Here is a 12,613-nt window from a genome sequence, read left to right on the forward strand (position 1 = left end):
GATATGTTGAGCAAAGTTGCATGAACGAGGCCCCTGCGGAATATTGAAGGCATCTGTTCAAGTTCTTTGACAGTCAGCAATCTTTAGGTTGTGGGGAGGCAAAATTATGAAACCGTTTTATCTGCTGGGGCTATTGGGCCTATTGCTGCCGCTGGCGATCCAGCCTGCCGAAGCTAAGAGCTGCAGTCCCTACCGTATTAACTATGAAGGAGCGATTACGCAGGGCATTATCCGGCGACCTTCACTCGTGAGCAATGCGAATCAATCTTGGCGCTTGTTCCATGTGGCAATGGATCGCAACGACCGTATGGAAGCGGCATCACGAGCGGCCCAATATCTGGTTATTGTTTCTGAACGCAATGGTACAGCTCAAGCCCATCGAGCACGGCAGCTTGTGGAGTCAGAGTTTACCCGCCGTTACGATCAGCCAGTTGAAGTAGCAATGCCTATCTTTGAGATCATTCTCGCCAATAGCGAGGTTGACTGCGAGACTAATTTGGCGCGCCGGATTCGATAGGGAGCGGCGTCAAGTTCTGCCGCAGTCGGTAGAGAAGCATGTCTGGCTTGAGGGCTTGGAGCATCTGATAAATGATTGTGCTGGGTCCGATAGGCCCCCAGGTTGCACCTTGGATTAGGTAGGTTTGAGTTGCCTGCCCGATTTTTTGAGCGCCGTAGGCGGCGACGCCAGCCTGGGCAATCGCACCGCTCACGAGCGGCAGTAGGTTTCCTGCATTATCTATAATGGCGGCATCGCCCCCGAGGCCAAAAAGAATGCCGCTCACTATTTCTATGAGTAGAATACTGCCTATATTTGAGAAGAGTCGTTGCCAAATCTGATCGACGCGATAGCGACTGGTGGGTAGGCCGTAGTGCCTTACTAATGCACCCACTAGTAAGAGATCAAAGAGGCCGCATCCGAGTAGGTCGAGAAAGAGGAAGGGGAGAAGTGCGATCGCAACTCCCTTAACCACCAAAAATTTTCCAATCAGCGCCTCAGCCGACTTAGAATAATTCTCCGCAAGCCGCTGAGAAATCTCCTGCTCAATACCTTCTGCCTGGAGTAGGGCGTTCACCGTCAGCAATCCACGTCCTTCTTGATTGAGCAGTTTCAACAAACGCTGGCGCAGAGATTCCACATTGGGGGGCGGCACCTCCCAGTCTTCTTTAGAGCGACCATCGGGCCATTCTGAACGTACTGGAACGGGGGCTGGGGCTGCTGCTGTGAGCAGAATTTCGTTGGACGTTAGCACCTGCTGTAGGTTCGCCAGTTTTTCGTAGATTGTCTCTGGCTGCAGATTCGGGTACAGATCAGCCTTATTGACCACCATTAATATGGGCCGCTGAACCTGTCGAAGTTCTCCGAGCGCCGCTAATTCCTCTGGGGTGGGTGCTCCGGCCACGATAAACAGAATCAAATCAGCAGTACTGGCAATATCACGGGCCATCTGCGCTCGGCCCTGGCCTTCGATTTCATCAAGGCCGGGGGTATCGATTAGCTCAATCTGGAGGCTGGCATTCTCTATCTCAGCCAGGGTTGGGGACCAGCGCACCGAGCGAGGCCACTGAGTTTCGCCATTAAGTGGTCCGACCGGGAAGATAGGTTCGGCAAAGAGGGCATTGAGGACAGCGGATTTCCCGCGACTGACAAAGCCAAAGGCCGCAATTTGGATTAGATTTTGACTGAGCTTGTTCTGTAGACCTGTGAGTACCCCAAGCTGATTTTGCAGCTCTGACTGTAGCTCTAGTGGCAGTTGCCCATGATCTTGAATCATCTGCTGGAGGCTTTGTGTCGCGCGATCTTGCAGGGCTGTTTGCCAGTCTGTAGCTTGATTGGCGATTGGCATTGATTTGGATCAGTTAGAGGCTAGCTTGATGGTCTTATTCTGCAGACTGTTGACGTTGAGCTGATGATCTACACTGTGATTGAGTTCAGTCGTTGTGGTCATGGTAGAGCATAGACGATCTGACACTTTCCATTATTTAGAATGTTATGTCTAATTACTGGCCGAGTCTGACCCTGGATGCTTGGCAAGCGACCTACGCTACCTTGCACATGTGGACTCAGATTGTGGGCAAAGTCCGATTGGTACAGACCCCTTGGATTAATCACTCCTGGCATGTACCGCTATATCTTACGGCGCGGGGGCTAACCACTGGCACGATTCCCTATGGTAGCCGTGTCTTTCAGATAGACTTTGACTTTATCGATCACCAGCTACAAATAGCAACTATCGAGGGGCAGACGCAGAGCCTTGAGCTGCGACCTTGCTCGGTCGCAGATTTTTATCAAGCCCTGATGGCGAGCCTTGCGGCTCTTGATATCAACATCAAGATTAATACGACTCCCAACGAAGTTGCCGACCCCATTCCTTTTGAGCAGGATGATACCCACAGCGCCTATGATGCCGAATATGCTAATCGGTGCTGGCGAGTACTGCTCCAGAGTGAGCGGGTCTTTCGTGAATTCCGCTCCTACTTCAGTGGCAAGGTCAGTCCAGTGCATTTTTTCTGGGGCAGCTTTGACCTTGCGGTGACGCGGTTCTCAGGAAAATCAGCGCCAGAACATCCCGGCGGCGTTCCTAATCTGCCTGATGCGGTTGCTAAAGAAGCCTATTCGCAAGAGGTGAGCAGCGCTGGTTTCTGGCCGGGGCTGGGGTTAGGCTATCCTGCCTTTTATTCCTATGCTTATCCCACTCCAGAAGGTTTCGGTGAGGTCTCGGTTCAGCCTAAAGCAGCCTTCTTCCATGAATCCCTAGGAGAGTTCATTCTTCCCTATGATTCGGTGTGTGAGGCGGAAGAACCCGAGCAGATGTTGCTAGCGTTTCTCCAGAGCACCTATGAGGCAGCAGCGAGTCTAGCGAACTGGGATCAGACAGCCTTACGGCAAACTTGCTTTAAGTAGACAGAGGTTCCATACGTAAAGTTTGGACGCGCTTAGGCTAAGTCAAACAGCAAAACTTCCGCTCCAATCTGAGTCTGAATCTCCAAAGATTTGCTGGCTGTCAGTTGAAGGCCAGCGCCCTCTCGAAGTTCCTCCCCGTTAAGAGAAATAATGCCTCGTACAACTTGCACCCAGGCATACCGCTCGGGAGAAATTTGGTAGCCAATTCTGTCTTCTGGTTCGAGTATGGCGGTGTATAGATCGACATCCTGAGAAATTTTGACGGCGCCGTGGCGGCCATCGTGAGCACCAATGAGGCGAAGTTGACCGTACTTCTCGCCAATCGGGACTTCTTTTTGATCATAAAGCCTCCCAAGTCTTTGATAGGAGGCTCAATAAGCTGATGGATTGGGCTAGATATGTTCGCTGGATTATGTTGCCGATTCTAATAACCCACCCTGACGGCGGAATCTTCCAATTGCCTTCTGGGAGAAATCTTTGAGTCCCTCAAGCTGCTGTTGCGCGACAAATACTCTTTCCATCGTTTTCTTCAGCTTCTCTGGCTGCCAGTTGCTCTCTGGTGATACTAATTCCAGCGCATTTAGCTCCTGAAAATGCTCTGTTAGGCTGAGACCCGCTACGTGGGTTAAATGAGCTGCACTAACGCCCTGGAGCAAGCCGCCCGCGACGAAGGTGAAGGCATGTCCCTTTAGTAAAGCGCTCAATGCTTGGGTTGAAATTTCTACTAAACCGAGCTTCAGCATGGCGCTAGCCATTGTGCTGGCGATCGCTTGGGCCTGATTGACCGAAAACTTGAGCCGGTAAAGACTACCTAAATCCATTACCATTTTGCCGGAGATAGCAGCAGCGGCTAACAGATCCAATGTCGGAACGGGGTTGGCAAAGGCGGTAGCTCCCGTAATCCACTGGTAGCGCTCAATGATTGGCTGCGCTAATTCGTGACGAGTTTGGTTGAGCTGAACTTGAATTTCAGATTGGAGGCTCAGGGTCTGCTGGTATGTTTGCTGCAGAATGAGCTGTTCGGTATCTTCAGCGATGATCTGATTGAGTCGCTGCGTTAGAGCTTTGATATCTGGCTCGGGAGCTTCCAGGATTTCGTGATAGGAACCGTCTTCTTGGTAGCGGCGGACTTTTATGGGGTTGGGCTGGGATGCGATCGCAACCACATCAACAACAGATTCTTCACCCTGCAACTGCTGCTTAATCTTTTCCTGTAAGACTGTCCGCTGAGCAGGCAAATACTGGTCCTGCTTATTGAACAACACCAGCATCTGCTTTTGGTATGCGTCTAAAGCCTGCAAACATTGGAACTCTGACTGTGTCAGATCGCCCTGAGTCACAAACAGGACCACGTCCGCCGTTGAGAGGGGCTGCGGAAGCTGCTTAAACGTTCCCAATGTTTCTAGAGCATTGGCAGGGGGCACTGCTTCAGTCAGTAACTGGCTGCTTTCGCTAAAGCCACAATTGAACTGCCCTTTAAGCAGATCCAAAACAGTGGATTTGCCCACACCGCTGTTGCCCATCACCGTGAGCTGGAGCGTCTCGCGTTCCAGACCTGTCTTTACCTCTGTCAACTGTGGCTTCCAGGATTCTGCTGCTTCACCCACCATCTCTTCTAGATGATCAATCAGCGTCTCAGTCTTGGCAAACGTTTTCTGGACCGTCTGACGCGTTACCGCCGCCGTCTCCAGAGGCGCAATCTCTTTGCGACCGACCTTCAGCCACACCGCCAGAATGCCCAGCCCCAAGACAAGGCCCGTGACCATAAAGTCAGAGAAGCCGCGCTCATCTGGTATTAAGAAGTACAGGGCAAAGATAATGGCCCCCGCTCCCCACATCAGACGCTGTTTTGTTTGGGCAGACATACCTGGACCCCTCTCGTATGGGTATATTCTCATCGCCATTCTCGCAGAAATTAGCCCGAAATCGCAGGGTTTGTCACAAAAGAACAGCCCCAGGAAAGTTAGCTTTCCTGGGGCTGTTCGTGCTTGGTGGCGGGGCACGGATTTGAACCATGGACCTTCGGGTTATGAGCCCGACGAGCTACCAGACTGCTCTACCCCGCGTCGTCGCTTAAACAGTATAGCCACAAAGTTGCAAATTTGCCCACTTGTTTTTTTGTGCCTATCTGAATATCAGGAACCCTAAGAATTTTCTAGCGTTCCGAGCCGCCCGTAGATTTCTTCAATCTGACCATTCTGCAACCCCAGGGCTTCTGTCACCAGTGACAGCCGCTGCCCTTGAATAGTCATGAGCTGAACCAATTGCATAATTTGTCCATTCGTTTGAACACTGACGTTCTTTGAGCGCCTCTATTTGCTCAGCTCGTCTGAGATCTGATTCTTGCAAGCTGCGCTGCACAGCTGCACGGATAGCATTTGCTCTATCTGTCGCTGAAATTCTTCTTTGGTCATTGCTCTTTCGCCCTGTTCGAAAAGGGACCGGGATGATCGTACCTAAATTATAGAAACAGTAGGCCACCTATCCTTTCCTTGCTGAGCAGGCAGGATGCCGAAGACAAGTTCCTCTTGAGGAAGATGCAAAAGCGCAAAAGCGAGTGAGCTTTCCTATCCCGGCCAACGGAGAACAACAACTTCTTCACGCATGTGCTGCTCTGTTCTACTGGAGCGGCGGGTACGAAAGAGATCAATGCTTTCCACTTGGTAGCCCAAACCTTCTGCGACCTCTGCAAGGAGCTGGCCTGTACGAATCATGATTTGTAAAAAGGAGGCTTGATCACCGACCACGTAACCCAGCCTCGCTCCCGGTTTTAGATAAGGCCGTAGTGAAGCAAGGTGGCGCGCCATGCCGCCAAAATAGAGCCGAGTTACCTGCGGATATTTTTTTTCAAATCCTGAGGTTTTGCCGAGCTCAATGCGACGAGCTTCAATGCGGTCGGCCAGCTCAAGAATGCTGGGATGATTTTGAATCCACACATCATCTTGATCTTCTTTATAGACATTGCGGCTGTTGGATCGCAGCAACCCCTTTTTTAGGTTTCTGAGATCCTCTCCATCCTTAATGAAGCCGAGCAGAACCGTTTCTAGACGAGTCGTGCGGGTGTAGTCCTTTTCATTGGGATAGGGCGGTGAGGTGAAGACTGCATCAATCGATTGGGGCTGCAAATATTGAGCAACGTCCCGAGCATCGGCGTGATAGACAGTCGTTTGAGCGTTTGATTCAGGTGCCATTTGTAGATTCTCTGAGATCGCGGCGACCTCAGCTAGCCAGTGCTTGATCACGGGTGCATCTTCGCGCTTTTTGCGTTTGACGCCCACCTCTGGCCCGAAATGAAGATTACTGCAGTGCTTGACAATGGCTTTGGCAAACGCAACTCGCCAGTGATCAAAATATGGACTCTCGACCTGCTGTTCGAGACTTCCTAGCAGCACCAGCGCCCGGTGGAGTGGTCGAGGGCTAATAGAGTTATTCAGCAGCAGCTTTAGGGTCTCAGCAGGCAGTGTACGCAGCGCCGTCTCTGATTGGTACACTGGCGTTTCCGCCGTCATCATTGCGACTTGCTGGGCTTGAACCATGAGCTGATGCGGGTCAATATCCCAGGTTGTTTTGACAACGCTCGCTAGATGGGCGACAGGATTGGCCTCAATGCCTACCCCACTAATGCCTCTGAGTTTTGCTTCGACAATTGTTGTTCCGGTACCGCAAAACGGATCTAGAAGGATGCTTTGGGACTCTAAACCAAACTTTTCTAGATACTCATTTACTAGATGGGGCGGAAAGGACAGCACAAACCGATACCAAGCGTGAAACGCGCGGTCTTCGGCAGCAACCATGTTGGCGATTTTACTCAAGGGTTATTTCAGGTGACGATTGTGGAATCTATTGGCTGTCTCTGTGGCATATAAAAAGCGTTGGACCGTGACTATAGCAGAGCGGCTTTCAACGGCTGGGTGCTGGTAGCCTCTGTGAAAAGTTATCTGCAATAGCTCTGGTGACGCCCCGCTGTGGGCCTATCGCAGACAGAGACTCCGGGTGGGTGACTGTTGCCAAAGCCCGCAAAGAAAGTTTACGTTGTACCGGTTAAATGATAATTTGGATAGTGGCGTTTTTATCCGCAAAGCTGCTTGTTGTGGCAGCTCTATCGATACATCCACTTAGTAGGCGCGAGCATGGTCAGCACCACAGAAAAGACAAATATTGGTTACATCTCACAAGTTATTGGGCCAGTTATAGACGTTGAATATCCAAGCGGCACGATGCCTCGGATCTACAACGCAATTAAGGTTAGCGGCAAGAACTCCGCAGGCAATGACGTTTCCGTTACCTGTGAAGTCCAGCAGCTCTTGGGTGATAACCAAGTGCGAGCGGTTTCAATGAGCGCCACTGATGGCCTTGTTCGCGGTATGGAAGTTGTTGATACCGGCGCGCCTATCAGTGTTCCTGTGGGCAAAGCTACGCTGGGTCGAATCTTTAATGTGCTTGGCGAACCTGTTGATGAGAAAGGTGATGTTGGCACAGACGAGACATCTCCGATTCACCGTCCCGCGCCGAAGCTAACAGAGCTTGAAACCAAGCCTTCTGTCTTTGAGACCGGCATCAAGGTGATTGACCTGCTGACCCCCTATCGTCGCGGCGGCAAGATTGGTCTCTTCGGCGGTGCTGGCGTGGGCAAGACCGTCATCATGATGGAGCTGATTAACAATATTGCGACGAATCACGGTGGAGTGTCGGTGTTCGGCGGCGTGGGCGAGCGCACCCGTGAAGGAAATGACCTCTACAACGAAATGATGGAGTCTGGCGTTATCAACCCAGATAATCTCAACGACTCTAAGATTGCGCTGTGCTACGGCCAGATGAACGAGCCGCCCGGAGCCAGAATGCGCGTCGGTCTTTCTGCTCTAACCATGGCTGAATACTTCCGTGACGTGAGCAAGCAGGACGTACTGCTGTTCATTGACAACATTTTCCGCTTTGTACAGGCGGGTTCAGAAGTCTCTGCGCTCTTGGGTCGGATGCCCTCTGCGGTGGGCTACCAGCCTACTCTTGGTACTGACGTGGGTGACCTGCAGGAGCGGATTACCTCGACAAAAGAAGGATCTATTACTTCTATTCAAGCCGTCTACGTGCCTGCGGATGACTTAACTGACCCGGCACCGGCCACTACCTTTGCTCACCTTGATGGAACTACGGTACTGTCTCGTGGCTTAGCCTCTAAGGGTATTTACCCTGCGGTGGATCCATTGGATTCAGCTTCTACGATGCTTCAGCCTTCAATTGTGGGTGGCGAGCATTACGATACGGCGCGGGCGGTTCAGTCTACGCTGCAGCGTTATAAAGAGCTGCAGGATATCATTGCCATTTTGGGCCTTGATGAACTGTCTGAAGATGACCGTACGGTTGTGGCCCGGGCTCGTAAGATTGAGCGATTCCTCTCACAGCCTTTCTTCGTGGCTGAGGTGTTCACCGGTTCTCCGGGTAAGTACGTGTCTCTCGAAAAGACCATCGCTGGCTTCCAGAAGATTTTGGCCGGTGACTTGGATGAGCTGCCTGAACAGGCTTTCTACCTCGTCGGCGACATTGACGAAGCGATCGCCAAGGGCGAGAAAATGAACGCCGAAGCCAACTAGGAGAAAGCGAATGACACTTACTGTCCGGGTTGTTTCACCCGATAAAACCGTTTGGGATTCTTCCGCCGAGGAAGTGATTCTCCCCAGTACAACGGGTCAGCTAGGCATTCTCTCGGGTCACGCACCGCTGCTATCGGCGCTAGAGATTGGCGTCATGCGGGTGCGACCGGGGAAAGATTGGGTTGCGATCGCACTCATGGGCGGCTTTGCTGAAGTTGAAAATAACGAGGTCACCATCCTCGTTAACGGAGCAGAGCGTGGCGATACTATTGACCGCGACGATGCTCGCAAGGCCATGTCAGAGGCAGATGCGCGTCTGAAAAAGTCTGAGCAAGGCGAAGATCGTCAAGAGCAGTTCAACGCTAAGCAGGCATTCAAGCGTGCCCGTGCCCGTCTGCAAGCTTCAGGAGAAGTTGTACAAATCTAGTTAGGTTTGAGAACTGGTCTCATTTTATAGCCCCGCCAATGGCGGGGCTTTTTGTGAAATGTTGCCTTCCACTGTTTACAGCATGATGCTTCACGACTGTGCTGATTCTCCTGAGTAAGCAGGAGAATTTAAGACGTACTGATTGAGGCTGTCGGGCACAAAAGAAGTCGCCAATGCCCCGACGTATCCTGCCGTTGGCTTGAGGTCCTGGAGGATCAGCGCTTTGGGCAGGTTCCCACCCTCTGTAGTGGGGACTGTATTGCGGGTCTGATCTAAGCCCATCGATACATCAAATTGCTCTAAGCCCTGTGCAATGCTGCCTCCCAACGCCTTGATGCAGGCTTCTTTGCGGGTCCAGAGCTGAAAAAAAACTGCGCATCGTTCTGTCTCTGGTCGATTGAAGAGGGCCTTTTGCTCTCCACAAGTCAAAAATCGCTGCGTAATCCCTTCGAAGTCTATCCGAGTGCTGATCTGTTCGAGATCAACCCCAATTTCCTGGCCGACCGTCACTGCAATCAACGCTATCCCATGAGAATGAGAAAGATTGAATCTGAGATCTAGGGCTTGTCTGCTGTCCGCTGCGAGTCTTGGTTTACCCTTGTCGCCATAACTGAACTGCACGGCGGCGGGCTCAATCTCCAGATGCTTTGCCAGCAGCCAGCGAAGCTGTCCTCGTACCACCACGAATCCCTGTTGATCGTGGACGTGGATAAATCGTTTGGCTCGCTCTTGCTCGTCTAGGGAAAGGGTTGACCATAGCTCAGCGCGCTTTGATGCAGAGGTCTCTAATGACAGCTTCCAGACTTGAACTTCCTGGGCTTTTAGTGGGGGAACACCCGTCGTGAGTTGCCATTCCTGTCTCTGCACCATGATTCTCCTGACCGCGCCCCTTGGTTATCTTTTATCGTCCGCAGCCTGATGGGGCGCTATATTCCCAAAAAATCATCGCAGCCAGTTCCAGAATAGCCCCCATCTTGGGAAAACTAAACACAGTTGTCCCCCAATCTCTGTGCTATGGCATCAGCTCCTTTGCGAGAAAGCCGATTAGGTCAAACCCTGACGCGAATCTTTTATCGGTATATTATTCTCATTCTGCTGGGCTGTCTGTGCCTGGGGGCCAGCATTGCTTTAGCCGGAACTGCCTATCTTTCGACCCAGCTTATTGAGTCACAGGCGATGCTGCAGGCTCAAGCGACGATCCAGACTGTGCAGCAGGCAGAACAACTCGTGCGCACCTCAAAGCTTCAATCTGCTCAAGAAGGTGAGTTGGCAGGCATCACGTCCCTCTCGACCTCGCAAAGTAATCGTCCGCGGCTATTCTCCTACTGGAATAAATTGGAGCAGCAGTCACGGGGGCAGAGCGGTCGCTTCTTTCTCACCTATAGCCCCCAAATCGTCCGCGATTCTCAGAGGGATCAACCCCGAGATCGCTTTGGTACAGAAGCCCAAAAGTTTCTGCAGACAAATCCTCAGCAGGCTTATTATCGCCAAGATAAGGTGGGCGACCGGCGCTATTTTCGCTACGCTACAACGGTGCAAAATGCCGATAGCTCACCGCAGATTTTAGAAGTTAATCAGTCCATCGAATCATTGCTGCAGACCAGACAGCAAGGGCTGTTGTGGATGGGGCTAGGCTTGATGGGGGTTTCAAGCCTCATTCTCGGCAGCATCACTTTTCTGCTGCGGGGGCTGCGCCAGCTTAACCAAACGCTGAGGCTGCGGGTCAATGAGCAAGCCCAGGAGCACAGCAAGCTGGCAATAGTGGATGGGCTAACCAAACTGGCAACCCGGCGCCAGTTTGATAAAAGCCTAGAGGCTGAATGGCGGCGGATGCAGCGTCGTACGCAGGATTTATCGTTGATTCTTTGCAATATTGACTTTTTTGAAGAATTTCAAGAGAACTATGGTCAAGAGGCTGGAGAGATTTGCTTGCGGGTGGTGGCGCAATCTATTCAAGGCAATATTCACCGCGTGGGTGATTTAGTGGCTCGCTATGATCAATCGTCGTTTGCTATTTTGCTGCCCCATACCAATGAGGTGCAGGCGGTGCAGATCGTGGCTAAGATTTCTGACGCGGTTTACGGTCTGAAGATTAAGCATTTGCCTTCTCCAGTGAATGCGCGGGTGACGGTGAGTTTAGGGGTTGCAACGCTGATTCCCAGTGCCCACCGTCAGCCAGAACAGTTGCTGAAGATGGCTAAGATGGCGCTGGTTGCAGCAGAGAAGAAGGGCCACAACTGTTTTGTGGTGCATACGCCTTCATCAACTCAGGCCTAGCTTGCGGCTTCAGACTCTGGGTCGTCGTCTAGAGATTGGGGGGTGATGGCAACCGTGAGGCGGTGGAGGGCGGCAATATTTGCGATCGCACCGACCAAAATCAGCAGCGGCAATATCTGCCCAGTGAGTAAGCCCAAAATCACCAAAACCATCCGCACGGCTCGACTGCCAATACTGGCGACCGAGCTTTTGCCCGCCGCTTCGCTTCTGGCCCGAATATAGGGCACCATGGCTGTCCCCAAGAGCGCGAGTAAACCTGCGGCCAAATGAGCACGTGGCGAGATCCAGATCAGGGCTGCGAGGATCAAGAAATCGACGTACCGATCTAAAACGCTGTCTAGGATTGCCCCCTCCGTGGAGGTTGTTCCCCGCTCGCGAGCCAGATCGCCATCAAGGCCATCTAAAAGACCGCTGATAATCACGGCCAGCGCTGCCCACCGAAGCTGTCCTTGAAGAATTAAGCCTCCGGCCAGCACCCCCCCCACCGCGGCAGAGAACCAGGTGATTCGATTCGGAGTAATCCAGGCCCAGCCTGCAAGCAGGCGGGCCAGTCTGATCGTTAGGATTTGAACGGTTTGGTCCAGCCATGAAGTCGGAGCGGTGGGCATGGGGCAGACCTTCTCAATGGATGATCTATCCTATCGCCTAGAACCGGAACTTCCTTCTCTTCTGCCGATGCTTCGCTAACATTTTTCGCTTCCGTTTCTCGATCGGTGTTTCAAAGTGACGATGCTTCCGCATATCCGGGAAAATCCCTGCTTTGGAAACCTCTCGTTTAAATCGACGCAAGGCTGATTCGATGCCTTCGCCTTCGCCAGGAGTAATCTGGGCCATCGAATCTCCTCACTCATGGAACAGCATGTGCAATGGCTATTTCTAACCTTCCCAAAAAACAATAGAGGCGGCAGACACCGCCTCTATTATTGGGTTTATTTGATTTGGCGCAAGAAGATATTGTCTACTGGCGAGGCTTAGCCTTGTTAACTCTCAGATCGCGTCCCATCCACTCAGCGCCGTCGAGGGCATCGATGGCGGCGGTCTCTTCCGCCTCAGAACTCATCTCTACAAAACCAAACCCACGAACCCGGCCTGTTTCACGATCGGTGGGAAGCTTAACGCTTTTGACGGTTCCGTACTCTGCAAAAGCAGTGGTTAGATCTGCGTCTGTAACGTCATAGGACAGGTTGCCTACATAGATTGACATTGTTTATCTCCAAAAGTTAGGGGTTGTGGAGAGTGAAAATTCGGAGAGAAGTCTGTCAATCGAAAAACGTGAAGACCCGTTGATACTAGAAACAAATGCTACACCGATATTTAATTCTCTGCGGTTACTTTAGCACTTTGCTAAAGCTTTGGGCCTGGAAAGGAGATAAAAGCAATAATCACTCAGGCGACTGTGAACGGTTCAATGTCTTTCTG

The 12,613-nt window shown here is 51.8% G+C and carries 14 protein-coding genes and 1 tRNA gene; 5 read left to right on the forward strand and 10 right to left on the reverse strand.

Features of this window, described 5'->3' with window-relative positions; translation table 11 throughout:
- Window positions 1-106 precede the first annotated feature (106 nt).
- Entirely contained in the window at window positions 107-517 is a 411-nt protein-coding gene (locus C1752_RS04885) for a hypothetical protein (RefSeq protein WP_110984913.1), read from the forward strand.
- Here the strand turns inward: C1752_RS04885 and C1752_RS04890 are convergent.
- Complete coding sequence (locus C1752_RS04890; RefSeq protein ID WP_110984914.1) at window positions 492-1,844, reverse strand: GTP-binding protein; 1,353 nt, start codon at window positions 1,842-1,844, stop codon at window positions 492-494. The genes C1752_RS04885 and C1752_RS04890 overlap by 26 nt on opposite strands.
- Window positions 1,845-1,990: 146 nt before the next feature.
- Here C1752_RS04890 and C1752_RS04895 point away from each other — a divergent pair, with 146 nt between their 5' ends.
- Window positions 1,991-2,902 (forward strand): DUF5996 family protein, encoded by a 912-nt coding sequence (locus C1752_RS04895; RefSeq protein ID WP_110984915.1) that lies wholly within the window; start codon window positions 1,991-1,993, stop codon window positions 2,900-2,902.
- Between the two features lie 32 nt (window positions 2,903-2,934).
- Here C1752_RS04895 and C1752_RS30190 read toward each other — a convergent pair whose 3' ends face one another.
- From C1752_RS30190 to C1752_RS04915, 5 genes are all read right to left on the reverse strand, one after another.
- Window positions 2,935-3,225 carry a pirin family protein gene (locus C1752_RS30190; RefSeq protein ID WP_158535022.1) on the reverse strand — a complete coding sequence of 97 codons (291 nt, stop codon included), beginning with the start codon at window positions 3,223-3,225 and terminating at the stop codon, window positions 2,935-2,937.
- An 87-nt stretch (window positions 3,226-3,312) separates the two neighbouring features.
- Window positions 3,313-4,767, reverse strand: a complete 1,455-nt coding sequence (locus C1752_RS04905; RefSeq protein ID WP_110984917.1) for a YcjF family protein — start codon at window positions 4,765-4,767, stop codon at window positions 3,313-3,315.
- Window positions 4,768-4,891: 124 nt separating this feature from the next.
- A tRNA-Met gene (locus C1752_RS04910) sits at window positions 4,892-4,968 on the reverse strand.
- Window positions 4,969-5,046: 78 nt separating this feature from the next.
- Entirely contained in the window at window positions 5,047-5,172 is a 126-nt protein-coding gene (locus C1752_RS29660; RefSeq protein ID WP_274704474.1) for a hypothetical protein, read from the reverse strand.
- 297 nt (window positions 5,173-5,469) lie between these two features.
- Window positions 5,470-6,696 carry a DNA methyltransferase gene (locus tag C1752_RS04915; RefSeq protein ID WP_110984918.1) on the reverse strand — a complete coding sequence of 409 codons (1,227 nt, stop codon included), beginning with the start codon at window positions 6,694-6,696 and terminating at the stop codon, window positions 5,470-5,472.
- Between the two features lie 336 nt (window positions 6,697-7,032).
- On the opposite strand from C1752_RS04915, the gene atpD reads away from it, so the two are divergent.
- Both atpD and atpC read left to right on the forward strand, forming a co-directional pair.
- Window positions 7,033-8,490, forward strand: a complete 1,458-nt coding sequence (atpD, locus tag C1752_RS04920; protein ID WP_110984919.1) for a F0F1 ATP synthase subunit beta — start codon at window positions 7,033-7,035, stop codon at window positions 8,488-8,490.
- Between the two features lie 10 nt (window positions 8,491-8,500).
- Window positions 8,501-8,917, forward strand: coding sequence for an ATP synthase F1 subunit epsilon (gene atpC, locus C1752_RS04925; protein ID WP_110984920.1), 417 nt, complete (start codon window positions 8,501-8,503; stop codon window positions 8,915-8,917).
- A gap of 90 nt (window positions 8,918-9,007) precedes the next feature.
- On the opposite strand, the gene C1752_RS04930 is transcribed toward atpC, so the two are convergent.
- On the reverse strand, window positions 9,008-9,787 hold the full coding sequence (locus tag C1752_RS04930; RefSeq protein ID WP_110984921.1) for a 4'-phosphopantetheinyl transferase family protein: 780 nt from the start codon (window positions 9,785-9,787) through the stop codon (window positions 9,008-9,010).
- A gap of 144 nt (window positions 9,788-9,931) precedes the next feature.
- Here C1752_RS04930 and C1752_RS04935 point away from each other — a divergent pair, with 144 nt between their 5' ends.
- Complete coding sequence (locus C1752_RS04935) at window positions 9,932-11,194, forward strand: GGDEF domain-containing protein (RefSeq protein ID WP_110984922.1); 1,263 nt, start codon at window positions 9,932-9,934, stop codon at window positions 11,192-11,194.
- On the opposite strand, the gene C1752_RS04940 is transcribed toward C1752_RS04935, so the two are convergent.
- From C1752_RS04940 to rbp, 3 genes are all read right to left on the reverse strand, one after another.
- The gene (locus C1752_RS04940) at window positions 11,191-11,802 is read right to left on the reverse strand and encodes a CDP-alcohol phosphatidyltransferase family protein (protein ID WP_110984923.1); all 612 of its coding nucleotides are present in this window, start codon (window positions 11,800-11,802) and stop codon (window positions 11,191-11,193) included. The two genes, C1752_RS04935 and C1752_RS04940, sit on opposite strands and share 4 nt — an antisense overlap.
- 37 nt (window positions 11,803-11,839) lie before the next feature.
- The gene (gene rpsU / locus C1752_RS04945; RefSeq protein WP_110984924.1) at window positions 11,840-12,028 is read right to left on the reverse strand and encodes a 30S ribosomal protein S21; all 189 of its coding nucleotides are present in this window, start codon (window positions 12,026-12,028) and stop codon (window positions 11,840-11,842) included.
- Window positions 12,029-12,152: 124 nt separating this feature from the next.
- A complete protein-coding gene (gene rbp / locus C1752_RS04950) occupies window positions 12,153-12,398 on the reverse strand; it encodes an RNA-binding regulator (protein ID WP_110984925.1) in 246 nt (81 codons plus the stop codon).
- Window positions 12,399-12,613 lie beyond the last annotated feature (215 nt).

The organism is Acaryochloris thomasi RCC1774, assembly GCF_003231495.1.
Taxonomy (GTDB): Bacteria; Cyanobacteriota; Cyanobacteriia; order Thermosynechococcales; family Thermosynechococcaceae; genus RCC1774.

Excerpts from the sequence above, each read along its gene's own strand:
- C1752_RS04885 (WP_110984913.1), top strand. The coding sequence starts at position 107 with ATGAAACCGTTTTATCTGCTGGGGCTATTGGGCCTATTGCTGCCGCTG.
- C1752_RS04890 (WP_110984914.1), bottom strand. The coding sequence starts at position 1,844 with ATGCCAATCGCCAATCAAGCTACAGACTGGCAAACAGCCCTGCAAGAT.
- C1752_RS04895 (WP_110984915.1), top strand. The coding sequence starts at position 1,991 with ATGTCTAATTACTGGCCGAGTCTGACCCTGGATGCTTGGCAAGCGACC.
- C1752_RS04905 (WP_110984917.1), bottom strand. The coding sequence starts at position 4,767 with ATGTCTGCCCAAACAAAACAGCGTCTGATGTGGGGAGCGGGGGCCATT.
- C1752_RS29660 (WP_274704474.1), bottom strand. The coding sequence starts at position 5,172 with ATGCAATTGGTTCAGCTCATGACTATTCAAGGGCAGCGGCTGTCACTG.
- C1752_RS04915 (WP_110984918.1), bottom strand. The coding sequence starts at position 6,696 with ATGGTTGCTGCCGAAGACCGCGCGTTTCACGCTTGGTATCGGTTTGTG.
- atpD (WP_110984919.1), top strand. The coding sequence starts at position 7,033 with ATGGTCAGCACCACAGAAAAGACAAATATTGGTTACATCTCACAAGTT.
- atpC (WP_110984920.1), top strand. The coding sequence starts at position 8,501 with ATGACACTTACTGTCCGGGTTGTTTCACCCGATAAAACCGTTTGGGAT.
- C1752_RS04930 (WP_110984921.1), bottom strand. The coding sequence starts at position 9,787 with ATGGTGCAGAGACAGGAATGGCAACTCACGACGGGTGTTCCCCCACTA.
- C1752_RS04935 (WP_110984922.1), top strand. The coding sequence starts at position 9,932 with ATGGCATCAGCTCCTTTGCGAGAAAGCCGATTAGGTCAAACCCTGACG.
- C1752_RS04940 (WP_110984923.1), bottom strand. The coding sequence starts at position 11,802 with ATGCCCACCGCTCCGACTTCATGGCTGGACCAAACCGTTCAAATCCTA.
- rpsU (WP_110984924.1), bottom strand. The coding sequence starts at position 12,028 with ATGGCCCAGATTACTCCTGGCGAAGGCGAAGGCATCGAATCAGCCTTG.
- rbp (WP_110984925.1), bottom strand. The coding sequence starts at position 12,398 with ATGTCAATCTATGTAGGCAACCTGTCCTATGACGTTACAGACGCAGAT.